Source organism: Marinomonas sp. 5E14-1, assembly GCF_039939215.1.
Classification (GTDB): Bacteria; Pseudomonadota; Gammaproteobacteria; order Pseudomonadales; family Marinomonadaceae; genus Marinomonas.
The window spans coordinates 174,616-200,919 of sequence record NZ_JBDXMW010000005.1 but is presented as its reverse complement, the minus strand read 5'-3'; the positions used below and the strand labels follow the sequence as shown (position 1 = coordinate 200,919).

Annotated in this window: 22 protein-coding genes; 9 read left to right on the top strand and 13 right to left on the bottom strand. The window is 40.2% G+C overall.

The window, feature by feature from the left end; all coding sequences use genetic code 11:
* Positions 1 to 3: 3 nt before the first annotated feature.
* Complete coding sequence (locus tag ABFY09_RS06570; protein ID WP_347983496.1) at positions 4 to 807, top strand: DUF547 domain-containing protein; 804 nt, start codon at positions 4 to 6, stop codon at positions 805 to 807.
* Between the two features lie 124 nt (positions 808 to 931).
* Positions 932 to 1,459, top strand: coding sequence for a M48 family metallopeptidase (locus ABFY09_RS06565; protein WP_347983495.1), 528 nt, complete (start codon positions 932 to 934; stop codon positions 1,457 to 1,459).
* 12 nt (positions 1,460 to 1,471) lie between these two features.
* Here ABFY09_RS06565 and ABFY09_RS06560 read toward each other — a convergent pair whose 3' ends face one another.
* From ABFY09_RS06560 to ABFY09_RS06550, 3 genes are all read right to left on the bottom strand, one after another.
* Entirely contained in the window at positions 1,472 to 2,137 is a 666-nt protein-coding gene (locus ABFY09_RS06560) for a 7-cyano-7-deazaguanine/7-aminomethyl-7-deazaguanine transporter (protein WP_347983494.1), read from the bottom strand.
* Between the two features lie 213 nt (positions 2,138 to 2,350).
* Positions 2,351 to 3,043 carry a cupin domain-containing protein gene (locus ABFY09_RS06555; RefSeq protein WP_347983493.1) on the bottom strand — a complete coding sequence of 231 codons (693 nt, stop codon included), beginning with the start codon at positions 3,041 to 3,043 and terminating at the stop codon, positions 2,351 to 2,353.
* 159 nt (positions 3,044 to 3,202) lie between these two features.
* A complete protein-coding gene (locus ABFY09_RS06550) occupies positions 3,203 to 3,571 on the bottom strand; it encodes a VOC family protein (protein ID WP_347983492.1) in 369 nt (122 codons plus the stop codon).
* 382 nt (positions 3,572 to 3,953) lie between these two features.
* Between ABFY09_RS06550 and ABFY09_RS06545 the strand changes: the two genes are divergently transcribed.
* Together ABFY09_RS06545 and ABFY09_RS06540 are read left to right on the top strand one after the other, a co-directional pair.
* Positions 3,954 to 4,778 carry a CmcJ/NvfI family oxidoreductase gene (locus tag ABFY09_RS06545; protein ID WP_347983491.1) on the top strand — a complete coding sequence of 275 codons (825 nt, stop codon included), beginning with the start codon at positions 3,954 to 3,956 and terminating at the stop codon, positions 4,776 to 4,778.
* Positions 4,779 to 4,929: 151 nt separating this feature from the next.
* Positions 4,930 to 5,448: a TetR/AcrR family transcriptional regulator gene (locus ABFY09_RS06540; protein WP_347983490.1), complete on the top strand. Its 519-nt coding sequence runs from the start codon at positions 4,930 to 4,932 to the stop codon at positions 5,446 to 5,448.
* 8 nt (positions 5,449 to 5,456) lie between these two features.
* Here ABFY09_RS06540 and ABFY09_RS06535 read toward each other — a convergent pair whose 3' ends face one another.
* The 3 genes from ABFY09_RS06535 to ABFY09_RS06525 all read right to left on the bottom strand — a co-directional run bounded on the left by ABFY09_RS06535 (position 5,457) and on the right by ABFY09_RS06525 (position 8,956).
* Positions 5,457 to 6,314, bottom strand: coding sequence for a PA4780 family RIO1-like protein kinase (locus ABFY09_RS06535; RefSeq protein WP_347983489.1), 858 nt, complete (start codon positions 6,312 to 6,314; stop codon positions 5,457 to 5,459).
* A gap of 100 nt (positions 6,315 to 6,414) precedes the next feature.
* Complete coding sequence (locus ABFY09_RS06530; protein WP_347983488.1) at positions 6,415 to 7,311, bottom strand: hypothetical protein; 897 nt, start codon at positions 7,309 to 7,311, stop codon at positions 6,415 to 6,417.
* A gap of 388 nt (positions 7,312 to 7,699) precedes the next feature.
* Positions 7,700 to 8,956: a DEAD/DEAH box helicase gene (locus ABFY09_RS06525; protein ID WP_347983487.1), complete on the bottom strand. Its 1,257-nt coding sequence runs from the start codon at positions 8,954 to 8,956 to the stop codon at positions 7,700 to 7,702.
* A 240-nt stretch (positions 8,957 to 9,196) separates the two neighbouring features.
* Here ABFY09_RS06525 and ABFY09_RS06520 point away from each other — a divergent pair, with 240 nt between their 5' ends.
* Positions 9,197 to 10,795 carry a GGDEF domain-containing protein gene (locus ABFY09_RS06520; RefSeq protein WP_347983486.1) on the top strand — a complete coding sequence of 533 codons (1,599 nt, stop codon included), beginning with the start codon at positions 9,197 to 9,199 and terminating at the stop codon, positions 10,793 to 10,795.
* 487 nt (positions 10,796 to 11,282) lie between these two features.
* On the opposite strand, the gene ABFY09_RS06515 is transcribed toward ABFY09_RS06520, so the two are convergent.
* On the bottom strand, positions 11,283 to 11,690 hold the full coding sequence (locus tag ABFY09_RS06515) for a GFA family protein (protein ID WP_347983485.1): 408 nt from the start codon (positions 11,688 to 11,690) through the stop codon (positions 11,283 to 11,285).
* Positions 11,691 to 11,983: 293 nt separating this feature from the next.
* On the opposite strand from ABFY09_RS06515, the gene ABFY09_RS06510 reads away from it, so the two are divergent.
* Positions 11,984 to 14,326 (top strand): EAL domain-containing protein, encoded by a 2,343-nt coding sequence (locus tag ABFY09_RS06510; protein ID WP_347983484.1) that lies wholly within the window; start codon positions 11,984 to 11,986, stop codon positions 14,324 to 14,326.
* A gap of 18 nt (positions 14,327 to 14,344) precedes the next feature.
* On the opposite strand, the gene ABFY09_RS06505 is transcribed toward ABFY09_RS06510, so the two are convergent.
* Together ABFY09_RS06505 and ABFY09_RS06500 are read right to left on the bottom strand one after the other, a co-directional pair.
* Positions 14,345 to 14,617 (bottom strand): hypothetical protein, encoded by a 273-nt coding sequence (locus ABFY09_RS06505; protein WP_347983483.1) that lies wholly within the window; start codon positions 14,615 to 14,617, stop codon positions 14,345 to 14,347.
* Positions 14,618 to 14,716: 99 nt separating this feature from the next.
* Positions 14,717 to 16,645, bottom strand: a complete 1,929-nt coding sequence (locus tag ABFY09_RS06500) for a radical SAM protein (protein WP_347983482.1) — start codon at positions 16,643 to 16,645, stop codon at positions 14,717 to 14,719.
* Positions 16,646 to 16,978: 333 nt separating this feature from the next.
* Between ABFY09_RS06500 and ABFY09_RS06495 the strand changes: the two genes are divergently transcribed.
* Positions 16,979 to 18,349, top strand: a complete 1,371-nt coding sequence (locus tag ABFY09_RS06495; RefSeq protein ID WP_347983481.1) for a DUF4856 domain-containing protein — start codon at positions 16,979 to 16,981, stop codon at positions 18,347 to 18,349.
* Between the two features lie 24 nt (positions 18,350 to 18,373).
* On the top strand, positions 18,374 to 19,393 hold the full coding sequence (locus tag ABFY09_RS06490; RefSeq protein WP_347983480.1) for a sterol desaturase family protein: 1,020 nt from the start codon (positions 18,374 to 18,376) through the stop codon (positions 19,391 to 19,393).
* 294 nt (positions 19,394 to 19,687) lie between these two features.
* On the opposite strand, the gene ABFY09_RS06485 is transcribed toward ABFY09_RS06490, so the two are convergent.
* Positions 19,688 to 20,068: a helix-turn-helix domain-containing protein gene (locus tag ABFY09_RS06485; RefSeq protein WP_347983540.1), complete on the bottom strand. Its 381-nt coding sequence runs from the start codon at positions 20,066 to 20,068 to the stop codon at positions 19,688 to 19,690.
* A 79-nt stretch (positions 20,069 to 20,147) separates the two neighbouring features.
* On the opposite strand from ABFY09_RS06485, the gene ABFY09_RS06480 reads away from it, so the two are divergent.
* Entirely contained in the window at positions 20,148 to 20,291 is a 144-nt protein-coding gene (locus tag ABFY09_RS06480) for a hypothetical protein (protein ID WP_347983479.1), read from the top strand.
* Positions 20,292 to 20,804: 513 nt separating this feature from the next.
* On the opposite strand, the gene ABFY09_RS06475 is transcribed toward ABFY09_RS06480, so the two are convergent.
* The 3 genes from ABFY09_RS06475 to ABFY09_RS06465 form a co-directional block, all read right to left on the bottom strand.
* Entirely contained in the window at positions 20,805 to 21,962 is a 1,158-nt protein-coding gene (locus tag ABFY09_RS06475) for a hypothetical protein (RefSeq protein ID WP_347983478.1), read from the bottom strand.
* Between the two features lie 36 nt (positions 21,963 to 21,998).
* Positions 21,999 to 24,740, bottom strand: coding sequence for a DNA polymerase I (gene polA / locus ABFY09_RS06470; protein ID WP_347983539.1), 2,742 nt, complete (start codon positions 24,738 to 24,740; stop codon positions 21,999 to 22,001).
* Between the two features lie 112 nt (positions 24,741 to 24,852).
* Complete coding sequence (locus ABFY09_RS06465; protein WP_347983477.1) at positions 24,853 to 25,950, bottom strand: GGDEF domain-containing protein; 1,098 nt, start codon at positions 25,948 to 25,950, stop codon at positions 24,853 to 24,855.
* Between the last annotated feature and the right edge of the window lie 354 nt (positions 25,951 to 26,304).

The following is a 26,304-nucleotide window of genomic DNA, read 5'->3' as shown; positions in this document are numbered from 1 at the left end:
TCCATGAAAAACTGGTTGATTACTTTATTCACGATTATTGGATTGCAAAGTGCTGTGGTCAACGCGGAAAACGCGTTTGATCACACTTCATGGAACGACTTATTACAGCAAAATGTACATCTCTTGAATGGCGGACAAGCCAGCCAAGTGGATTATCAAGGTTTTGCAGGCGACAGAGCGTCTTTGAAAAGCTACTTAGACAGTTTGGCTAATGTGAGCCAAACAAAATTTGATAGTTGGCCTAAAGATGATCAACTGGCTTTCTTGATCAACGCATATAATGCGTGGACGGTGGAATTTATTCTAACGAAATGGCCAGATTTGGATTCCATTAAAGATTTAGGCAGTTTATTTAGCTCGCCTTGGAGTAAAAAGATTGTCACCCTGTTGGGTGAGAAGCGCTCTCTAGATAATGTAGAACATACCTTGATTCGCGGCTCAGATCGCTACAATGACCCGCGTATTCATTTTGTGGTTAATTGTGCGAGCATTGGCTGCCCAGCATTGGCAAATCAAGCTTTCCAAGGGAATAACTTAGACAGCTTGTTAGAAGCGCAAACAGAGCTCTTCTTAGCGGATCGTAGCCGTAATCGCTTGAATGGCGACAAGGTAGAATTGTCTTCTATCTTCAAATGGTACCGAGAAGACTTTGAAAAAGGTTGGAAAGGTTATGATTCACTAGAAGCTTTTTTAGTGACGTACTCTGAGAGCTTGGCATTAACGACAGACGCTGTAGCACAACTGAATGCTAAGAACTTAGATATTTCGTTCTTAGATTATGATTGGGACTTGAATAAAAAGCCTTAATCTTGAAGGATATAGATGAAAGAGCTCGCACAGGTTGCGGGCTTTTTTTGTGATAGTAAAAGGTGGATTTCGTATAGAATGCACATCATCACCCTTCTCTAATATTGATCAATGAGCTTTTTTTATGAGTCCAAATGGTATTCCTAACGCAGTCAAAAGCTATTTAAATGGCTACAGTGTTCACATTCAGGAGCAAGTAGTGGCGCTTTTAGAGGCAGGAAAAACCAAAGAGTGGTTAACTAAAAAGTATCCTCAAGCTCATAATCTAAGTGGTACAAAAGGGCTTTATGATTTCGCAATGGAGATAAAAAACGACTTCATGCGCAGTTCGCCACCGATCAGTAAAGTGATTTACGACGATAAAATCCACGTTATTAATAATGCGCTGGGTCTACACACCTTTGTTTCAAGAAAGCAGGGAAGTAAGTTAAAAGCGAAGAATGAAATTCGTGTTGCGAGTTTATTTAGAAATCTACCAGAGCCTTTGCTCAGAATGATTCTGGTGCATGAATTGGCGCATTTGAAAGAGAAAGAACACAACAAAGCTTTTTATAAGCTTTGTTGTTATATGGAGCCAGATTACCATCAGCTTGAATTCGATCTGCGGGTTTACCTCACACACCGAGATCAATATGGTGATATTTGGACTTAGGCTTTCGTCTCTTTAGATTTTGCCGAATGGAGCGCCTATGCTTGTCGAGGTAATTTTCTTGGTAAGGTAGTTTAATAAAACACCGTACAAAGGAATAAACAAACCTAAGCTAACGATCAATTTGAAAGCGAAATCAGCAAGCGCAATTTCTTGCCAATGTTGTGCCATGAATGGATCAGGACTTTGATAAAAGGCGATACCAAAGAAGGCCAATGTGTCCAAACCATTGCCTAACAGAGTGGAAGCGGCTGGCGCAATCCACCATTTTTTTAGCTGGCGTAGTCTATTAAAAACTTTAATATCAAGTACTTGGCCTAATAAGTAAGCCAGTATGCTGGCAATGGCAATACGACCAACAAAGCTATTGTAAGTCGCTAATCCTGCAAAGCCTTGATAAGCTCCTTCCGCAAAGATAACCGACAAAATATAAGACACAGCCAAAGAAGGAATCATCACTATGAAAATGATTTTTCGAGCAAGCGTTGCACCGAAAACTCGAACCGTGAGATCCGTTGCTAAAAAGATAAATGGAAAAGAAAAAGCACCCCAAGTGGTATGAAAACCAGTGACTGTGAAGGGGATTTGAACCAGATAATTACTGGATGCAATGATCAGTAAATGAAACATCGCAAGATAACGCAAAGCAATGCTCTGCTGATGAGGTGTAAACGTACTCATAATGTGACCTTTTTCGTTAGATTGGGGTGAGGGAACCCAAATGGTTTTTTATGTTTTGACCTAGTAGTCAAAGACGGGCGCGATTATACATAACCAGCAAAAGAATTCAATTTTTGTATAAAAGCTGATCAGCACCCTAGCTATAAACAACCAATACACTTATTACCTGAATTTTGGAATAAGCATTATCACACTTAGAGATTCAGAGCAGAATTAAGCATTTTTCACTCGAGAAATTTGATTCTCAACATCTAATAAATGCCCTGTTTTCAACCAAACTTTAGCACCATTTTTACCAGCTTTCATTTTGACCGAGCTGTTAATTGGTGTGCGTAACCAACTATTTTTGACAAGTGTATCTTCTTGCTCATTCAATGAACCTTCCAAAACAAGTAGTTCAGCACCAGCTTTTGCCTCAATTACCATCTCCGCATCTGCTTCAAAATGCAATAAACTCACTTCCTCAAAACTATCTTTGTATAAAGGAGTTACACATACGCCATCAAATTCTTTATGTGATACACATCCTATAGAGTTTGTTTGGATCCTTATGTGCGTTCTATCTGTAGGCTGATACTGCCATAATTTAACAAATATGATACAACCTTTTTCAGAGCCTGGCTTATGTTTCGATTGCGGTGGGTTTCTAATATAAGAGCCTGCAGGAAAGTCACCATGCTCATCTTGAAAAACACCATCAAGTACAAAAAACTCTTCACCACCAGTATGAACATGTGGGGAAAATATGCTTCCAGGAGCATAACGTACAATGGTCGTTGCTCGCGCAACTTCATCACCCACTCTATCAAGTGCTCTTCTATCAACACCTTTCATTGGCGACTTGACCCATTCAAGTGAATCGCTATGAACCACAACACGTTTACTAAAATCTGCAGCAATTTTCATATCAACACCTTCTTTTATTTCTTACTTCATTCACTACATAAAATACTGATCTTTATAAAGTGAAATTGTTCATTCATATTTTATGAAAACCTTTTAACACCTTATTTTAGAAAGCAAAAGGCCGATTTATATCGACCTTTTGCTTCTTTGTATTGGTCATTATGTCATGTGGAAAAAGCAAAGCTTGTTGCCATCAAGGTCATAAACATAGGAACCATAGAAGAAATCAAAACGTTGGCCTGGTGCACCGGCATCAGTCGCACCCAATTCAATTGCTTTATTATAAAGCGCTTGCGCACCTTCAATTGAACCACCAGGGATTGCTGTCATTTGACCATTACCACAACTTTGTGAGCCTTCATCTGCAGGAGTACAAACCGCTAGCATGGCACCACCGGCCTCAGTTCCATAGAACTTGATACGATCCATTTCCATCAATCTTTTTCCGCCAACTAGCTCAAGTAGAGAGTCATAGAAAGAAACAGCTTTGTCTAAGTCTTTTGAGCCAATAGTAGTATATCCAATCATTGTTAGTACCTTCACATCATAAGTTAAATTGTTAGCCACCCCCTGAATAGAAAACTCTATTGCTTTATGGGAGCGTCTCATTCGAACAATTGAATTATTAACTACCTACCGAACGGTAGTCAATTGTTTTTTTATAACAATCTCAAACTTATAAAACATTTGTTTTTAAATCATTGATAAATAAGGTTTTTTTTATTTTGTGTTTTTCTCTTACTCTTTTTTTAGTATGAAAAATCAAAAAAAATGAAAATGAAGTCATAAAATAGTCGATATAACTTTAAGGATTGACAATATATTGAATAACAAAATAGTATAACTACCGATTGGTAGGCAGGCTTTTTTAGTTAGCCTATATTATTCACTTTATAGGAAAGAAAATGTCATGACATACAAAACCGAAAAGACCAAATTGCACTTTATAAAAAGCGAATCTGTAAATACTCCTACTATTAACTACTCCGGCTATGATGAATTACAAGAATACAGTGATGATTATGGCTTTCAAAATGTGGATGTTATCAACGCTAGAACCATATCAAATGGCTCTTTTAACTTAGACAATCAGGGTTTTGAATTGGCCTCATTTACTCCAAGCGATGTCGATTTTTTGGATCCGTTAGCCGTAAAATCAAAGTATTACCCAGAAGTGGAAAACTTAATAAAAGAACAAACAGGCGCAACAGATGTGTTTGCTTTTGACCATACGGTACGCCGTGGAATAGAAGGCTCTAATCGACACCCTGCTTACCATGTTCATAATGATTACACTCATGAAACAGGTTCAAGCAGAGCAATAACCGTTCTTGATGAAGAGGTTATTCATCGTTTTGCTGGTAAAAGAATGGTGCAAATTAACGTTTGGCGCTCTATTGCCGGCATTGTTTTAAAAGACCCTCTTGCTTTTCTAGATTATCAATCATTGGATGAAGCTGATTTGGTTAAAGCAAGAATCAACTTTAATGACATGAAAACAGGTGAAAAACATCAAGGTGAGATTTTTGCGCTTAAACAGAATTCGAATCAAAAATGGTACTTCTACCCTGAAATGAATTCAAACGAAGCGGTCTTAATTAAGGGCTTTGATAGTGAGCAATCTAAAGCGCGTTTTTCTATGCACACTGCTTTTCCATTAACAAATCAAGATGAAAATAGCGTGCCAAGACAAAGTATAGAAACAAGAACTTATGCATTCTTTGATGTTGAATAAACAGACGTTATTTCAATATTTTTAGGTAAGAAATATCTTATGACGCTTCATTATCTGTTGATGATGGGGCGTCATTTTAGCAAGCATGCCAGCTCTTGTAATGGGGGAAGTGCTATTAGATAATTATCATCTTAGTTATAGGAAGGTCGTCATGGGTAAAAGAGAAGAACTGTTACAAATTGCTGAAGATAAAGTTCGTTCTGGAGGTTACAGTAATTTTAGTTTCAGGGAATTAGCCAATGAAGTTGGAATAAAAAATTCCAGCGTACATTACCACTTTCCAACTAAAGCAGATTTAGGTGCTGAATTAGCGCATCAATATACAGATTCTTTTATGGCGGCTCTAGGCGATATTTACGACATTAAAGCGGAAGGAAAAGATCCTATTGATGTTTATACAGAGATTTTCAAGGGCGCATTATTGGTTGATAACAAAATGTGCCTTTGCGGACTGCTTGGTGCACAGAATGAGACCCTGCCAGAGAAAGTTCAATTAGAAGTAAAACGATTCTTCCATAAAAACCTGAATTGGCTGACAGAAGCTCATAGAGCGAATGGCGAGCAAGATCCTCAACAAGCTGCCATTACCACCGTCAGTCTACTGGAAGGCGCCATGATGATCAGTAAAGCGCTCAATGATCATGACTACTTCAAACTCGCTACTCAATAGATTGCACTTTAATCCTCTTCGTCTGCCGCATTGATGCGTGCAAGGCGTTCCTGTTCTTCTTCGTAAGCTTCCTGAATTTCAGTTAATACTGAATCTACGTCTGCGGCTTCTTCAGGTTCATCAAAGTGGCCAGTTAGCTCCGTCGTAGGGGTTAATTTACCGGCTTCAAATAGTGCCCAAATTTCTTTGGCGTACTTGGTCTCTAAAAGCTCTGGTGCAGACATTCCGTAATAGTTACGCATGTTATTTACATCGCGCTCTAGCATCCATTCTGCGTTGTTATTGGCAGCAGCGTCCACGGCTTGTGGCAGATCTATGACAACGGGGCCGTGAGAGTCCACTAAGACGTTAAATTCAGATAGATCGCCATGAACCAAGCCTGCACATAACATGCGGACAATGTCTTTTATGATGGCGTCATGGTCTTGTCTGGCTTGTTCTGGGGTGAGAACCACATCGTTTAAGCGCGGTGCAACTTCACCGTTATCATCTGTGACCAACTCCATTAACAGTACGCCGTCAAAACACCCATAAGGCTTAGGAACGCGAACACCTGCGTCAGCGAGTTTATATAACGCATCGACCTCTGCGTTTTGCCAAAGGTTTTCTTGTTCGTCGCGACCAAACTTGGAGCCTTTTTCCATTGCTCGAGATCGACGGCTATTGCGGACTTTTCGACCTTCTCTGTATTGCACTGCTTGTTTAAAGCTGCGTTTGCCTGCTTCTTTATAGACTTTTGCGCAGCGGATCTCTGATCCACAACGAACAACGTATACAGTCGCTTCTTTTCCGCTCATCAATTGTCGAAGTACTTCGTCTATTAGGCCGTCTTCAATGAGAGGTTGTATTCGTTTAGGGATTTTCATGCGATTCGAGCTACCGTTATATAGAGGATAATTAAAAGATCAGTAAATATGACCGTGGCGGTTACTGATGCTACGAATTCCTTTTTCGACTTAAAGAATATTATGCGTTTTGATCGCGGTTTGAAAATTCATTTTGTACCAAGTACTCAATCATTTCATTGATTTTAATGCCTTTTTCTTCAGCCATGGCGTTCAATTTTTGCTTAGTGTTGAGCGTCATACTGATGCTGTAAGGCTTTTTACCACTGGATTTTTCTCTGAATTTCTTTTGGCTCCAGGCTTTCTTCATTTTATCTATGACTAAAGCTTTGCGGTCTACGTTATCAGATAAATCGAGAGTCGCAATAACTGCGGCTCTTTTTTCCACATCATTGTTTGGAAGCCAAGCTTGTTCTAAAGGCCTTTGCGTGTTGTTTTGTAGGTAGGACCAAGCCCAAGACCAATGTGTTAGGTTGTTATCTTCTAACCAATTGGTCACCGAGACATCTTGTCGAATCTCGTGCCATTTTGCTTTCAATAGTTCCATTATTTCTTGCTGCTGAGAGGCTGTGGCTTCTCCATGGTAAAAGGCATTCAGAATATCACTCTGCCTTTCTGTAGTAGTGTCTCTTTCTATTTGAAAAGCCTTAGCGGATAGAAGTAGTAAACTTTCATTTTTGACGGCTTCTTCTGGCTCTGTCTGCGAAGTTGTTTTTTTTAAATAGCACCACAACCAATTGCATAATCTTTCATCCTTCTTATCAACCCAACGGAAATGTTGAATAGATAACTGAGTGGCTTTGAAAGCGCTGCGCATTTGAGTCGCATAGTTCTGAGGGGCTCGACTCTTCTTGATCAAACCCTCTAGTTCTTCATTTAGCTTGATGACTCGTTCTTCGTGAGTATTCCCTCGTAAATTCTTAATCGATGCACTTCTAATGTTTTTGAGCAAATAATCGGAGTAGAAGGCGCATTCTCTTTCTGAGTTAGCTTCTAAAAATTCTTCATTATCTCTCATTATCAAATAACCTTTCCTGATAGTTAAAAGTGAAAAAATAAGAAAAAACTACGGTGTAGTATTTGTTGTAAATGTTATGTGTATTTTAGTGGTTTTACAATAATTTTACAGTAAATTTTTTCTATATTGATGTGGTTTTATATAAATATAGCTTCATTAATTCGTTTTATTTTATGGGTTTTGCCATGAAAGTTAGTTTGAAAGGTGGGTGTTTTTCATTTGAGGGTGATGGCTGTGATGATGGTTTTTGTAGAGGTGATCTTGATTATGGGTCATTGAAATAGAGGCATGGCGAGGCATCAACCAGATCTTTTAGATAAGCTGAGGCAGCGGCAGTTGAGGCAATATAAGTTGCAGAGAGTATGGGTAGGTAGCTTGTCGTCTTTCGTTAAGAGCTTCTGGGGCGCTTTTTTCTAGGTTGCTTTTTTGTTTTATGAAGCCCAAGCGCTTTTGCTCGAAGCTCTTTTTTGGATGGCTCACGTTTTTTTTGTGAGTTGTGTGTATTGTTTATGTCTGGTTCGAATCCAGGCAGCCATTGAAGAATAAACTGCTCATCAACGAGCTTTTCTATATCTTTAAGTAAATACTTTTCTTTCTCAGACACAAGACTAATCGCCAACCCTGTTGCGCCAGCACGCCCTGTTCGTCCAATTCTATGAATATAATCTTCCGCGTTATAAGGTAGTTCATGGTTGATCACATATTGCAGTTGTTCAATGTCGATCCCACGAGCTGCAACGTCGGTGGCAACTAATGCCCGAGTATTGCCAGCCTTAAAATCAGCTAAAACCCGGTCTCGAGCACCTTGAGATTTATCTCCATGAATGGACTGTGTGGCGATGCCATCTTTACCCATTTCTTTAGCCAGTTCATCAGCACCTTGTTTTGTGCGAGTAAAAATAAGAACTTGTTGCCAATTTTTAGAGCCAATTAGGAAGGATAAAAGGCCGCTTTTACGGTTATTATCAACAACATAAAAAGTCTGCTCTACTTGGGATGTTGTCGTATTACGGTTATCCACTTCTATGAGCACAGGGCTTTTTAATAATGATTTACTTAATTTAAAAATGTCATCATTAAAGGTTGCTGAAAAGAACAGTGTCTGTCGGCTTTTAGGAAGTTTTTTTAGAATTTTTTGTATATCAATAATAAAGCCCATATCCAACATTCGGTCGGCTTCATCAAGTACCAGTGTTTTTAATGAGCTAAGATCAATAAGCTCTTTCGTAAGTAATTCCAATAAGCGGCCAGGTGTTGCAATCAGAACATCGCAGCCACATTTCAGTTCGTTAATTTGTATATTAATACTGGCGCCGCCATAAGCGACAACAGATTTTACTGGTAAGTTATTACTGTATTTAACAAAGCTTGAATGCACTTGCTGTGCAAGCTCTCGAGTTGGAGTAAGCACTAATACTTTAATTTTATCCGTATTAATTGAGTCTATTTCTGAAATAATATTATGAATCAGAGGTAAAGAAAATGCAGCAGTTTTCCCTGTTCCTGTTCGAGCGCCAGCCATAACATCTTTATTTTTAAGGATAAGTGGAATAGTCGATTTCTGTATTGGCGTAGGCGTTGCATAACCAAGTGTATTAACAACGGATACAATGTCTTGAAGCAAGCCTAAGTCAGAGAAGTTCATTTTATACTCTTTCTATTTGGAATTAATATCTAGAGATTATAACGTATTGCGTTAATTCAAGGTAACGATTCAAATAAAAAATTAATTCACATTTAACTGGTATTTTCTATTAATTTTCCTCAATATTCATGTGTTTTAAACTTTATGCTTCTGGGAAAGAGTAAAATGACACTTCAATCTAGATTTTTAATCTCTATAACGATCATATTTTGTCTTACAGGTTTCTTTTCCTGGGTGTCGATGAAAGTGTTAGCGGAAGATATTATTTCGAATTGGGTTGAGATTTATGCAGAAAAACAACTTAGATATGACAAAGTTCGTACACTTTTACCTCTAATTCAAGAGGTAGAGCTTTCTAAAGAGTTTGCTGAAATTGACTCAATTAAAAATTGGGCAAATGATCCTAATAACCAAGAGTTAAAAGAAGCAGCGTTACGTGACGGGGAAGAGTTTCGAACGAGATTCTCTGATAATTCATTTTTTATTGCTCTTAATAAAAACAATAACTACTACTATCATGACGATGAAGTCAAGAAGTTAGGCATAGATTCATACCGCTATACACTTGATCCTAACAAGCCTGAGGATGCATGGTTTTATAGTATCATGAAAATTAATCTAAGCGTCCATCTAAATGTGAATCCTGATGTTGAGTTAGGTGTTGTTAAGTTATGGAGTGATGTCTTAATACGAAAAGGGAATGAAATACTGGGTGTTGTTGGTACAGGTTTAGATCTTTCTAATTTTTTAGATCAGATGGTTGAAAAACAAGATATTTACTCAGCAATATTTTTTACTAACTATGAAGGCTCTATACAACTACATCAGGAAGAAGCGCTGATTGATTATGCCTCTATTACAAAACAATCAGAAGATAAAAAATTAATATTTCAGATTTTAGATGATGAAGGTTCAAAGGCGAAGTTAAGAAATGTTTTTCAATTGGCAAAGGAAACACCTAATTCTGTTAAAACGGCTATTGTTTATAAAAATGATATTAGAGAATTGGCCAGTGTTATTTATATACCTGAAATAGATTGGTTTCAGGTGAACTTTATTGATGTGGATTATTTCTTACCTTGGACAGAATTTTTTAGTTTATTTTTTGTATTTTTGATTAGTTTAATTATTGCATTAATTGTAACTTATCTAATGATAAAGTTAATTGTGACTAAACCTATTAAAGAGCTTGATGATTCTGTTTGTGCTCTGAAAAGAAATAAAATATTAGAGCCAAAGATAAATAAAAGAGCAGGTTTAGAAATAAAAAATTTAGTATCGCATTATAAAGAAATGTCAGATTCAATTTTAGAATATCAAAATAAACTTGAAGAGAAGGTAGAAGAACGCACTAAAGCATTGAGCTTATTATCCCAATTAGATCCATTAACAAGCTTGTATAATCGAAGAGGTATTGAATTATATCTTAATGAGTACATGCGTCAATGGAACGTTTCGAAGCAAGCGTTTAGTATTATTAATATTGATATAAATGATTTTAAACTTGTAAATGACAAATATGGTCACTTTGTAGGTGACGAAGTGCTGAAGGAAATAGCAAATTATTTAAAGAGTACTCTTTTAGGAAAAGGTGAAGTATCACGTTGGGGCGGTGACGAGTTTATTATCACAATTAAACATCTTGAAAGTCATACATTTTCGAGTTTGTTAGATCAGTTGATCAATGATAGTCGATCATTAATTTTGAAATTAAAAAATCAAGAATTGGTTATTACATTTAGTGTAGGTTGTACATCGATAAAAGAGAATGACACGATTGAAAGCATGTTAAATAGAGCAGACAAGGATATGTATTCAATGAAGTTTTCTGATAATTAGAATGCATCAAATCAGTCGGAGAGTTTAGTAAAAAAGTATAAGCTATTGGTTTTAAATAATGTGTTCATGCTGAGTACGTATTCTTTTTACTATAATTAGATGTTTTTGAAGAAATTTAAAGTGAATGTAACAGATAACCTATTATTTTACCCTGTAAAGCAGGGGGCTGAATCTACCAAATTACTTTTTATGGTGCCACTTATTTGAACTTGTACGCCTAATTATTTTCCGAGCGCTTTAATGGTGACTTTTGGTACCCGCATTCTGGCTAATCCAGATTTTGTTGAGTGTGTAAAACCTAAATTCAGGAAATAAAGAGCCGAGTTAAACCAGTTGGATCAAACTATTTTCTACACTCCTGAAGGAAAGAGTTACACAGACGATCCGTTTTTGAAGTCGTAAATATAGCCATATCTATTACGACAAAGGCCAAGATTCTATTTAAAGAGTCTTGGCCTTTTTGCTTGGACGATCAATTTATTTAAATCTAGCCTGGCATTTCTTCATAGCAAGGAATGTCATTTATCACCTTGTCCCAGTTACCCTTGCTGTCTGTAAAGATATGAGCTTGCGGTAGAATTTCAACGTCAGAATCTAAGCATCCTGCAGGCACAGTAACCATGTCTCGTGCTTCTACATAGATAGGCACTAATGAACTACAGATAGAGCAAAATTGGCGAGCGAAATTGGTGTCTGGGTGCTTATAGAAACTCAGTTTGTCTTGGCCAGATAACCATGTCAGCTTTGCGCCAGGTGTGAATAAGTTTGAGCAATGGGCAGAACCTGAAGATTTTCTACAGCGGCTACAATGGCAAAGGAAAAACTTCTTAAATTCTCCTTTTACCTCAAATTTAACAGCGTTGCATAAGCAAGATCCAATGTGTGTTTGCTCCATGTCATTTCCTCTTCGGTGTCTTTTCTATAAATTCTACGGCTTAGTGTCACTACAGTTGTGGTAACAATATTTATGTACTTTATACATTTATTATCGATTGCAACACTAGTTTGATTTTTTATGCTAACTTGAATTGTATAAAAAATAGTTATGCATTCAGGCATGCCATACTTAAGCACTATAAATACAGCCTTTGGATTCTTCAAATTGAGTAGAAAGAAAGAAGGATTTCGAAGGGAACATTCTTAGTATCTGTTAGGTTATAGATACGGACAATTAGGCCAAGACCTTTAATGTTTAATACACTTGTTGGGCGATTGTACTTTCTTTCTGGACTTATCATCGCCTCCTTCTATTTATTAATTTATCTGAGCTTTGACTACAGCCGAGTCATTGTAAAAGATGAACTTCTTAAAGCAGCCCAACTGGTTTCCCATCAGGCGGTGGAGAATCAGGAGTATCTTGTCGAGTCGACGGAAGCTTTTTTAACTTCTTTAGCTTCTTTGCCTCAAATCCAAAACCCAGACTCCGAATTATGTCGAGAGTTCGTCAGTAACATCACTCCCTTATTTGAGCGATACGTGAATATTGGTGTGCCGAATAAACAAGGCATATTAACCTGTAACGGCACGGAGCTTAGCTCTTCAGTGAATGTGAACGACCGAGAGTACATTTCTAAAGCCATTACGGAACACCGATTTACAACCAGTGGATTGCACTTTGACCGAGCGACTGGTGCGCCAGCGATCAATTTCGCTTATCCCGTCAAAATAGAATTGTCTACAGAAGAAATTGCGGGTACCGCTGTCGCCGTGGTGTCACTAGATTGGTGGAGTGCATTATTGAGTAACAGTAAGCTGCCTGATCAAAGTGTAGCTTATGTTCTAGATAGTGAGGGAAATGCACTTGCGAGCTTTCCCGCTGGTGTTGAATTTGAGCAACCAAGCTCTTTCGATTCCATTTGGAAAGGAAGTGATGACGTCAATAGAGTATTTATCAAGCATCAAGTATTAGGTTCGGACGGTCTTGTCTTGTTGTCCTTCATCACTGGTGTGGCGGTAGATGGATCTCTTTCTCGTGTAAACAATCGCTATACCTTTATTGTTGTTATCTTCTCGACTTTGGTTGTGGTGATCTTATTGCTGATGAGAGTGTTTTTTGTGGGCGCCATTGCACAGCCTCTTCATAAACTTTCAGACTTGGCATTACGCCTAGGTCGAAATGAGGTAATTGGCACAGTGCAGCCGATTGGCATTAAAGAAATGGATGGCTTACAAGACAGTTTTGTGGAAATGGAAAAACGCAAATCGGAAGCAGAGCGCAGAATTATATTGCAGACGCAAATAGATAGCTTAACGGGCATTACAAACCGAGATGCTTTTAATCGAGCTTTAACAGAGGTCTTTCAAGTAAATGATGGTCGTGAAGAAATTGCCGTTATTCTGATTGATTTGGATAACTTTAAAGAGATCAATGATACTCGTGGCCATGAAATGGGCGACGAGATTTTGAAGGTTACTGCCTCTCGTCTTGTTAATCAGCTTATTACGGCAAAACTGCTTAGTCGCTTAGGTGGAGATGAATTTATCTTTATCTTAGAAGGTGATGAAGCGAAAGAACATGATGCTTTGGTTTTGTGTGACAGAGTGCAAAGCATCATCAAGCAGCCGATTTTGTTAGAGCACGGTGAAGTGATGTTGACGGCGAGCGTTGGTGTGTCCATTTATCCACATGATGGCCAAGACGTAAGAAGTATATTAAGCGCTGCTGACCAAGCAATGTATCACGCAAAACAGAGTGGTCGCAGTACGACTCGTCGCTTTAACAAAGAGTTAAAGGATGACCTGATTGCCAAGATGGAACTGGCTCAAGACCTAAGGGAAGCGATTCTCAACGAAGAGTTTTATCTGCTTTATCAGCCTATTCTCGATAAGAATGGCAATGTCATTAAGTTTGAAGCGCTTATCCGTTGGCAACATCCAACGAAAGGTTTGGTTCCGCCTGATCAGTTTATTGCTTTTGCTGAAGAGTCTGGCCAGATCATCGAAGTCGGTCACTGGGTTATTCAAGAAGCAAAACGTGCTTTGAAAGCCATCCAAGAAGTGCATGGTAAGCATGTGCAAATCAGCGTGAATGTGTCGCCAGTGCAACTGTCTCAATACCAAGGTGAAAAAGGCCAGTTATTAGAAGAACTATTGGCAGAAAACTCTGATGAGCAAGGTGCGCAATCGCAAAATGGCTTGGTTGTTGAGATTACAGAAAATCTATTAATGAACTCTGACGAAAGCACTCGAAACGCGTTATTGGCGTTCAGATCGCAAGGTGTTCAGGTCGCTTTGGATGACTTTGGAACAGGGTACTCTTCTCTTGCTTACATCATGAACTATGATATCGACTATCTCAAAATCGACCAGAGCTTTGTACAAAAGTTAGAGGGTGAAAAAGCGTCACAAACCTTATGTGAAGCCATTATTTCAATGGCTCATGCACTTGGCGTCGCCGTGATTGCTGAAGGGGTTGAAACGCAAAAACAAGCGGATCTGTTGCTTGGTTATCATTGTGATTATCTGCAAGGCTTCTACTTTTCTAGACCCATTCCGTTGGATCAAGCACTGCTTTATAAACGAGAAAAATAACTTGAAACAGTCGTGCTATTAAAGAACGGCGCGCTTGACCAAAGTGAGGCAAGACACACCATATAACAGCACGATTAAAGCGGACATGAGTGTTGGCGATACACCCCAGTGTAGGCTGATAGGACGAATCATAATCAAGCTAAAAGCCACCGGAATAATCAATAAAAACATACGACTAATACTCAATGTCACCGTGTATCCTTCATTGCAAGATGAGCAAGGTTGTGGACGGAAAAAGCTCTTTTTGAGTGAAGAAAAAGGCAACTTAGATTGGCAATGTGGGCACTTCATAAAACGAACCTAATATTCATGACAGAAAGATATTGTACTTCAAAGTGTGTATGACTCCATATGATGCATACAAGCGTGTGCCGTCCTTTTGTAAGCCGTTCAACTATGAGCGATCAAATCATTAACCGCTTTTGATATAAGTGATTTTGGCATCAGTGTATCGACAACAGGCAGCTCAAACCAAAATTCCATTGGCTGATCAAAACCAATACCGTGCATATAATTGTAGAGCGCTTTGCGTAATCCTTCCCCTAACATTTCATGATCCGTTCCGGTTGGGTCGAAGAAGTCCACATCGTTTTCTGCGAATAATATGTCAGGACGTTCATCCAGAGTGATGCCGTATTCGTCAGGGTTAATCCCGATTGGACTATGAATGGTTGCTGCAAAACGATGCCAGAAGGCGGATTGAAAGCAACCTTGCTCCATCATCTGGCGCACCATGTCCAGCGCATCAATGGTTTCTTGTTCGGTTTGTGTTGGGAAGCCGTACATTAAATAGGCATGAACCAAAATGTCTGCGTCACTGAAGGCTTTGGTGACGCGCGCTACTTGCTCAACACTTACGCCCTTTTTCATCAGCTTTAATAATCGATCCGAGGCCACTTCTAATCCGCCGCTGACAGCGATACAACCAGAATCCGCTAATAATTGACAACGTTCAGGTGTAAACGTCTTTTCAAAGCGAATATTGCCCCACCAACTAATGGCAACGCCGCGCTCAATTAAACGATTCGCCAAAGCAAACAGGGCTTTTGGAGGCGCGGCTTCATCGACGAAATGAAAACCTGTTTGCCCGGTTTCTTCGATGAGTTCTTCAATTCGATCTACTAATAAGTCGGCGCCCGCGGCATCGTATCGGTCGATATAATCTAAGCTCACATCGCAAAAACTGCATTTACGCCAATAACAGCCGTGGGCAATGGTCAGTTTGTTCCAGCGTCCATCGCTCCAAATTCGATGCATCGGATTGAGCATTTCACACAAAGAAAGGTAGTCATCTAATGGCAAGCCGTCGTATATCGGCGTGCCTACATCGGTCTGTGGAATATCGTGCAAGTCTTTGTTGTCATTGAGGTGAACATACGGTTCGCCCTGTTCGTCTTCTGCAAGAAAGTAAGTGCGTACTAACTCATCGATGTCTCGTTGCCCATCAAAAAATTCTAGCAGAGTTAGGAAAGGACGCTCGCCATCATCGAGGCAAATAAAATCGATAAATTCAAAGATTCTTGGGTCTTTCAACGCTCGCAGCTCGGTATTCACAAAGCCGCCGCCCATCACAATCGGTAAATCAGGATTAATGGCTTTACAGGTTTGTGCGATGCGTAAAGCGCCCAACATATTGCCTGGGAAAGGCACGGTTAATGCCACCACGCTTGGCTGCGTTTCCTCTAAATATTGTTCAACCAATTGTTCGAGAATTTCCGAACTGAAGCTGGGCTCGCCCATCAAAGTATCATAAAGGTTATCAAAGCTAGGGTTTGCCGCCGCGAGGCGTTCACCATAACGACTGACTTCGAAATACGGATCAACACCTTGTGTGATCACAGCAGATAAATCATTGATAAATAGAGTCGCCAAATACTTAGCTTTGTCCTGAACGCCTAAATCGCCAAACGCTGATTTTAGAACATCGCCAGACACCGCTTCCATTTGAGAAATTGAGTCGAACGCTGGGCCTTCAGGTAAAAAACGACGAGACACAATACGCAGCGCAAGGCTTGGGTCTTTGCCTTGCAAGAAGCGAATAATGGGCTCAACAGCCAATTGATAACGATCATACTCAGACAAAAAGGTGTAAATCACATCAGGTAATTCGTCATCTTCAAATGACTCAAAATTGGCCTCTACATGTTGACGAATAATATCCAACGCAGGCGACGTCATCATCTCAAGAAACAACTCAATCGCAGGATCGCGTTGGGTTGCTTCGTAGCCTCGGGAGCGCAAAAAACCAGTTAAATACGCCGTCGCAGGATACGGTGTATTTAACTGAGTCATTGGTGGCGTCATTAAGAGAACGGTCATGGTTTACCTTGGAATTCAGTAAAAATTAGCATGGCGAGGATTCTAGCACTTTACCTCAATAAAGAGGGCAGAACCTTTTGCGTTAGCGTGATTTTTAGATGCCCGCGATTCAATTACTGCATTTTCTTCGCGATTTAAATCGCCTTTTGGTTCAGAGCGCCTTGTATAAAGCCACATTTTGATTGGATGAAAAGCAATGAGGTTTATTGTAAATCTATGTAAATATAATAGTTGTTGTTGATAATCATTATTATTGATGTTATTTTTTCTTTTGATTTTTGTAGTCTTGTGATGCAAAACAACTTTTTTCAGTTGAAATATAGGAAAAAAATAATGAAAAAAACCATTCTGAGCTTGTCCGTTGCCTTTTCTATGAGTGCTGTTGCAGCACAAGATTATGCATTCGATGTAACGTTAAAAAGCTACAAAGGTAATGCCTCATCTTCTGTATCCTATGGCGGTCAAATTGCTCGCCATGCGTTACATAACTCGTTGAAAAAAGCCGCTGGGAAAGGCGATGTCGACTTAATGACGGATTACTTTTCTAGTAAAAAATCAGGGCTTACTATCCTAGACCCTATTTCAAAAGATGGGTTCCCTATTAAACAAACAAAAATTGACGAACTTTCTAAAGGTAAGGACTTACTTTCCAGTGCGTATGATGGCGTTATCACTGGTTGGCCGGGCAACCCAACAGGCCAAGAGCTCCTGACTCAGCTTATTGACCTTGCGGGAAAAACGAAGAAAGGTTACGACCCTGTAAATGGCTATGATTACATTCAGCTTATTTCCAAATTCACCATGGGCGCCGTGTTCTATAACCGTGGCGTTAATCATTACCTCGATGAAAAGCTAGAAGCTGGCGCATACCCTAACGACAAGCCTTACAAAAAAGGCACGGTTTACACTGGTAAAGAGCATGTGTGGGATGAAGCGTTTGGTTACTTTGGCGCGCCAGCAAATGGCTTGTCTCTAACACCAAAAGAAGTGGTTCAAATTACAAAACAAAACGCCTCAGTCTTTAAAAAAGCCGATGCGAATGGTGATGGTGTCATTGACCTAAAATCTGAAATGGCTTTCGCTCACGCTTATTACGCTGCCAGCATTGATGCCAGTGCCGGTACAAAGTATTTCCACACCATCATGCAAGCCTTTGTCGATGGCCGCCAACTTATCGCGGACGCAAAAGGTAAAGCGCTAACCACCGCGCAACATACTGAACTAAAAGCGTACGCGAAAACCATCGCAACAGCGTGGCAGCAAGTGATCGCCGAAGCCGCTTATAAATACGCAGGCAGTGTTTATGCGGACTTAGAAAAAATCGCGGTCATTGAAGAAGCCCATGGCGAAGTGGCCAAAGCGTATCGCAACTATGTGAAACACTGGGGCGAACTAAAAGGATTTGCTTTGTCTCTTGAAGCGGCTGGTCGTGATTTAGGTGGCGCACAAGCAGGCTTGGATCGTCTAATTGGCTTTAGCCCAATCTTGTTTGGCGACACTCAAATATTGGCGGCAGATGGAAAAGGTGGCTTTATTCAAGGCAGTGCAATCTCTATGCAAGAATACAAGTTGAACATGATCAAAGCGCAAAACTTGTTAGCAAAAACCTTCAAATTGGAAGGCAAGTTGAATGATCGTACAGCGGGCATGAACGCCGTACTGGATCAAATCAACAAAGCGAGCAACAGCGCCGAGAACGATTAACTCGGTACTCTTGGGCTTATAGGCATGATCGACGCCTTTTTACCTTGGTTATTAGAAGAGCTAGCGAACGCTGGCTCTTCTTTGTTCGACTTGTCTAAACGTGTTTCTCTTGTCTATCTGATTTCTGCACTTCTCTTCGCGTCGTCTTTGTTTTTTTATCGTTACGGCAAAGCAGGATTAAGCCGTGTAAAGGTCTATTTTTCGTGGCGAATATGGACGCATGCTTCCGCTCGAACCGATTATGCGTTGTGGTTACTGAATCGATTGTTGCTGGCTTTTATGATTCCCAAAGCATTGGCGCAATCTGTTTGGATCAGTTGGTTGTTTTTCTTTTGGCAGGAACAAGGCTTATCGAGTTTGGCGATCGGCTTTCCTGATATATTAGTCGTTGCTTTCTTTACGCTTTGCTATTTTCTCACTGATGATTTTTCTCGTTTTTTTGTGCATTGGTGCATGCACAAAAATGCGTTTTTATGGGCGTTTCACCAAGTTCATCACAGCGCCACAGTCTTAACGCCTTTTACTGTCTTTCGCACTCATCCTATTGAAGGTTTATTGTTTTTCTTACGCTCACTCTTCGTGCAAAGTCTTGTGATCAGTGTCTTTTTGGTTTTATTTCCAAATCAAATCAGCTTGATGCAAGTATTTGGCATACTCATCACCACCTTCTTTTTTAATGTCTTAGGAGCCAATTTACGCCATTCAGGCGTGGCATTGAGTTATGGAGAACGCATTGAAAAATGGCTCATTTCACCTGCTCAGCATCAAATTCACCACTCTAATGCAAAATGTCATTATGACCGTAATTTTGGCGTCGCCTTGGCGATATGGGATCGACTGTTCGGCAGTTGGCACCAAGGCAAGGATAACCAAGAAATCACATTCGGCACCAATCAGCCCATTGATAAAACAGGATTTTTAGGACAGTGGTTGATCCCTTTTAAAGACATAAGTCAGTTGCTAACTAAAGCGCTCAAAAAAGGCGCGAGTTGTGTCGATCCCGATTTATTCGCGTCTAAGAAAAAAGCTAGGAAGGGGGAATAAAAGCTTAAAAGACGACGCTGAGTGGGTAGTGGGTGATCAAATACATACATGAGGAAGAGCTTTAAACAGCACAAATGTCATGTCGCGTTTTGGGCTCGAGGAAAACAGCCTTAAAAACTATCAGCTGATTCAAGTATCCAGAAAAAGTCCTGAATATCCTAAGTCAGAAAGGCGTTGAAGGCCGTGTTCCAAAAGCGTGGAAATGGCTAGAGCGACCACTACATCACGCCGAAGGGCTAGCAAACATTGACGGTATCCCTGCCGAACATATGAATACTGAAGCAGCATTAGATATCATCCATCAACATGCGAAAGCTTATGCAGACTATAAACAGTGAAGTTGATGCATTCCGGTACGATTAATTTTCTACTGACCTCAATTGTTTTTTTTCGGTACCGTCTACTATTATGTCGTAGGTGTTTATAAAGCTTACCGCCTTGGCGTTTGTCTCTTTGCACATAACCATAAATCCATTCATGACTGACAGGTAAGCCTATTAAATGGCTTTTTGCAGCATAGTGTCGTTGATGTTGAGCATGGCGCTGTGCGACACTCGGTTCATAAGTACCATTAATGGTATGGCGTTTTAACTCTCGGCTGATACTGGAATGACTGACATTGAGTCGTTTACCAATCTCTCTGTAACTTAAATGTTGGCTCAGATAGGCTTGAATCTGGTATCGTTACCCTTCGATCAACTGCTTATAGTTCATGGTCATACTCTAATTGTTTGGCGACGTTAGAATACCACCTATGGGCAGTTGGTCTCTCGCTACCTACTCAACCATGAGTGGTTCACTTATTATCTTAATTTGCGATGAATTGTCTCATGAGCAGGACTTATTCGCATGTTCCCTAGCCATTCTAGGTCAGTTGCTGAAAAGTATCGCACTATAGGTTAAAATTTTATTCTGATCCCGTTATTATTTTTGATTTTGGGTACGCTATTGAAAAGGAAAAGTTAATTCATTGTTTTTACTATAAAAAAATAGGAGCTTATTAAAGTTCCAGCAAAAAAGTATAAATTTTCACTAAAATCTTCCACATTTGTTTATTAAATTACATGCGTATGTGCATTGCAGAATGACTCTACTGCTAGTAAAGTAAGTATAATAAGCACTTCAGATACCATCTGAAGTGCTTTTTTGACTTTTCTATTTGATTTGTCAGCTTGAGAGTGATGTAGCAAGATCTCACTTCTCTTTTAAAAAGAAAATGCTGGTCATTTTCGAAAACATGAATGGAGTTAAGTTATGAAAGTTACCGACAATTTTTTCTCAGTTTCTGAAATAAAGGTTACTGATAACAAAATAATTGATATGAAGGTGACCGATAATTAATTTTTTTGATGGTGAAAGATGAAATAGAGACCCCTCTCTATTTCATCTACACTACAACTCACTAGCCTTTCTATTTTTTCTTCCATCGGCAAAAGAAAGTAATTCCAGGAAGAACCCAGCTTTTAGTCCAAGCAGATAATGTATTGGTTGGATGTTGGTGTATATTCCAATCTTCTGGCTGACCAAACTTAACTAACTCGAACCCCCAAGTACTTGGAAGGTTAATTGTTATTTTAGCCCCACATGTTGGCTCTTTTCGACTACTAATAAAGTAATCATCGAAAATGGTGGATGTTTCCTTGATCTCAATATTCGTCCACGCATTTGTGATAGTAAAATCATGAGTTATAGATATTTCTAAAGTGCCATTTTCTTGTTTGATTTCAACCCCATCTATTGAGTCTACCACTATCTTTTCACCTACAATTTTTAAGTGTTCTTTTGAGTCAAATATAACCTCATCATCTATCCTAACCTCTAAATTATATTTAGCAGAATCTGATGATGAGCTATCGAGCGTAAGACTAAGATCGTTAACTTTTAGAGCTGATGAATATCTGACCGTATGAGCAACACTCATTAAATTAGGGTCTTTAGTACCATAATTAGGGTCTAGTGCAATGGTATGAAGTTTGTAAGAACAAACCTCGTGCCACGTTATGCTCTCATCATCGTTATCCTGAATGGTAACCGTTTGATGGTAATCTGACCGATGAGGTTTCTCAGAGTTATAGAATTTGGATATTTTTTGATCGACATATGGAAACAACCCATGATCACTTTCACAATGTGACCCATACGCCTTACAGTGAATATCCCGAATTTTATTTTTTATTTCATCTGAACTAGCGGCCGATATTACTGTGTCTAGTACTCGAGCATTCAATAAGCTCTTGGTGTTTTCTGATGAAGCTTCAAGCTGCTGTTGTACCTTCTCTGTATGATTGTCAATAAGCGGCGATATTTCTTTTTTAAAAAAGTATTTAATTCGGTTTGATATACGATTTATACAGAATGTGGCTAAAATAAGAAGCAGCCCCCATATAGCAAGCTGATCTAGACTACTTTCTAAGACGCTCATTATTGATGAAGCTTTGTTAATATTTAATGTATTTTCAGCAAAATCCAATATTTCACTTTTATAAAAAACCATTATTAAAAACAGAACTCCAATACCATAGCTCATACTAGATTTTATCTTACCTTCAATTAACTCAAGCATTTTCATATAAAGTCCTTTTGTTTAAATTCTGTTTAAAGCTGCTTAATGCGCCTCGTCCCAGTTATCTCCAACACCCGCTTCCACTAATAAAGGCACGTCAATTTTGCTGCTGTTTTGCATGATGTCGACGATTTTGGTTTGTGCGGCGTCTAGGTCTTTTTCGGCGATTTCGAAGATGAGTTCATCGTGCACTTGCATGATCATTTTCACGTTTAGATCTGTGCTTTGTAGCCAGTCGTGCATTTTGATCATGGCGCGTTTGATGATGTCGGCGGCGGAGCCTTGCATTGGCGCGTTGATCGCAGTACGTTCCGCGGCTTGGCGCATCATGGCATTGCTGGCTTTGATGTCTGGCAAGTACAAGCGACGACCATAAATGGTTTCTACGTAGCCTTTTTCTTTTGCGCCTTCGCGGGTGTTTTCCATGTATTGCTGTACGCCGGGGTAACGCTCGAAGTAACGTTTGATGTATTTCGCGGCTTCTGGTCGGCTGATATCCAGTTGCTTGGCCAAACCAAATGCCGACATGCCGTAGATCAAACCAAAGTTGATGGCTTTGGCGCGGCGGCGTTGTTCGGTTGTCACTTCGTCTAAGGCCACTTCAAAGACTTCGGCGGCGGTGGCTTTATGTACATCAGCGTCTTTAGTGAAGGCATCGAGCAAGCCTTTGTCTTGGGACAAATGCGCCATGATACGAAGTTCCACTTGGGAGTAATCGGCCGCGAGCATTTTATAGCCAGTTGGTGCGATAAAGGCTTGGCGAATACGACGACCTTCGGCAGTACGAATTGGAATGTTCTGCAAGTTTGGATCAGTCGATGACAAGCGGCCTGTGGCGGTAATCGCCTGATGATAAGACGTATGAATGCGACCTGTTTTCTGGATCATTTCTGGTAGTTTGTCTGTGTAAGCGGATTTCAACTTAGACAAACTGCGGTGCTCCATAATCAAACGTGGCAATTCATAGTCTTGTGCCAGTTCTTGCAAAATAGGCTCGGCAGTTGATGGCTGGCCTTTTGGCGTTTTCTTGATAACAGGCAGTTCGAGCTTTTCAAACAAGATGACTTGCAGTTGTTTTGGTGAGCTCAGGTTGAAGCTTTCACCCGCCACTTCGTGGGCTTTTATCTCCAGCTCTTGCAATTTCGCGGCAATTTCACTGCTTTGTGCGTGCAAAAGTTCTGGGTCAATCAAGGCGCCAGTTTGTTCCATGTTCGCCAAAACAGGAATAAGAGGGCATTCAATGTCTTTAAAAATGCTAACCAATTCTGGTGTTTTTTCGACTTTTGGCCAAATAGCTTGGTGAAGGCGCAAGGTAATGTCTGCGTCTTCGGCGGCGTAAAAGGCTGCTTGTTCTAGGTCGATTTCATTGAAAGTTTTCTGCTTCTTGCCTTTGCCTGCTAATTCTTCAAAGCTGACACAGGTGTGACCGAGGAATTTCTTCGCCAGCGTGTCCATGTCATGACGAGAGCTCACGGAGTTGTACACGTAAGATTCCAGCATGGTGTCGTATTGAATGCCGCGAAGCGTGATGTCGTAGTTATTCAGGACGTTAGCGTCGTATTTAAGGTGTTGGCCGACTTTCGCTTTGCTGTCGTCTTCTAACCAAGGTTTGAGCTGTTCTAACACCCAATCACGGTCAAGCTGCTCTGGTGCGCCTTCGTAGTCGTGGGCAAAAGGAACGTAAGCCGCAACGCCCGCTTCGACTGAGAAAGACATGCCAACCAATTCTGCCGCCATGTAATTTAGGCTGGTGGTTTCTGTGTCGAACGCAGTTAATTCAGCGTTTTGGATTTTTTCTAACCAAGTATTAAATGTTTCTTTGTCTAAAACGGTTTCGTAGTTCACTTCGATATTCGAAGCCACTGGTGCGTCTACTTGGCCTTCTGCGCTGCCTTCGGTGTCACTTGAAACAATACTGTCAGAAGGCGCTTTGTCTAAATCTTTGAGCCATGTTTTGAATTCCAGCTTTTCGAACCATTCGCGCAATACGTCTTTTTTCACTTCGCTGTTTTTCAATTCAAGAGCATTAAACGGTAATTCAACATCGCACTTAATCGTGGCAAGTGTATAAGACAGTTCGGCCATGTCTTTGTTATCTTCCATTTTTTGCTTCATGGTTTTGGAGCCACGGAAGCCCAAATCAGCGATGTCATCTAAGCGTGTGTAGATTTCTTTGATGCTGCCTAAACCTTGCAATAAGGCTAAAGCGGTTTTTTCGCCCACGCCCGGAACGCCCGGAATGTTGTCCACTTTGTCGCCCATGAGTGCGAGGTAATCGATGATAAGCTCAGGCGGAATACCGAATTTGTCTTTCACACCTTGAATGTCCATGACAGTGTTGTTCATGGTATTCACTAGCGTGACTTTCTCTGTCACCAATTGCGCCATGTCTTTATCGCCCGTAGAAACGATGACTTCACGGCCGGTTTCACCGACTTTTTTGGCGATGGTGCCGATGACATCGTCGGCTTCGACACCATCAATAATAACGAGAGGTAAACCCATGCCTTCAACCATACGATGAATTGGCTCGATTTGTGGACGTAAGTCGTCAGGCATTGGCGGACGTTGTGCTTTGTATTCGCTGTAGATTTCATCACGGAAGGTTTTGCCCTTGGCATCAAAGATGATCACCATTGGCGAATCTGGGTAAGTCTTGATCAAGCTGCGGATCATGCTGATCACACCGCGTGTGGCGTTGGTTGGCTCGCCAGTGCTGGTGCTCATTGGTGGAATTGCGTGGAAAGCTCGGTAAAGATAAGACGAGCCGTCTACCAAGATCATAGGTGTGTTCTGTGTTGAAGAATCCGTAGCCAAAATAAAACCTCTGCATAAATAGGCGATAATTGCGTTCTATTCTAAGCGGTTGGGGGAGTTTTTACAGTCTAAAGAGGAATTATTCCTGCATAGGCGGTACTTTTGCGAGGTTCTCATGATATAGACAAGTCTGGTTACGTCCATTTGATTTTGCGAAATAAAGCGCTTTATCGGCTTGATCAACCATGGTGGTAAAGTCATTGGCTTTTGCCACGGTGGATATGCCGATGCTTGCGGTAAGTTGACCAACGGCTTTGTAGGTTTGTTGGTAGATCGTCGTTCTGAATTTTTCTGCAATCAACGTGGTGGTGTGAGGGCTAGGGTCAGCAATCACAACAATAAACTCTTCTCCCCCCCAACGAGCAAGGCAATGCTTCCCAAAGTAGACAGCACGAAGGCGTGAAGCAATTTCGATCAACACATTATCGCCTACAGAATGACCAAACTCATCATTGATTTCTTTGAACTTATCAATGTCGACGAGGAGAACACATAGAGAGCGTTCCTTCGCATTTTGCGCTAACCAGTTTTCTAATCCACGTCTGTTGTATATATCGGTTAAAAAATCTCTGTCTGCTTCTTTTTGAGAGTGGTGTAAATTATCGTTCATTTTATTTACATGGTGGTTCATGCTTTTTTGGAAAGGAACAATGATGAGTAGTAATAAGCTAGCAGGCACATAGAAAAACAGTAAATCGTAGCCGCGATGTGTTAGTAATTGGTCAGGGTGAGTGAGCAAAAAAAGTAAAATAGGGAAGGCGTTCGTTACCCAAATAATGAAGACCATCTTAGTCAATTTTTCAGGTAATAAAATGAGCATTAGAATGGACGAGAGAATGACTTTTCCTGAAAACGGAGGCAAAACGTCTAAAAGGTCAACATGACCTTGCCAAGCGCTAATGGTTTTGAACACTGTATGGGGGGCGGTGGTTAATAATGTCACGACACCATAAAGCGTAATTGCTTTGTATACGTGCTTTTTGGGGTTGTAAGCAAAGTAAAAAAAGAGCAAGGCGTAAACTGAAAAAACGATAGTAGGTTCAGTATTGTTAATTGGAACCGGGCTTTCATAAGTGAACAGTAATGTACAATGAATAAAGAAACTGATCATTGTGACCATTAATAAACGATATGTAGCAGGAATTAAAATATTGATTTTTTCAGATTGATGGTCCATTCCAACTCCTTCTGTACTTGTAATAAGACTTGTTAGTATAAAACCTTATCTGATGAATTGCTTTAATTTCTGTGTGAAGGGTTCAACCGGAATTCAATTAAAATTGCGGACTGCGACACTGTTCACACCCAGTCTGAACGAGCACAACTAAGCACATATTTTTAAACATACCCAATGTTGAACCCCAAACATTTCCTTGGACATTTGTGTATTTGTATTATCGCGAAATCTATTCTCTCTTATATAATACGCCTTGATTGCCGTATCGCACTGGTTGTCTAAATTTAAGCCTTTTATTTGTACCGTTTCATTCTGATATGATGAAGGAATTGACCTTTAGCTCCTTATTGTGGA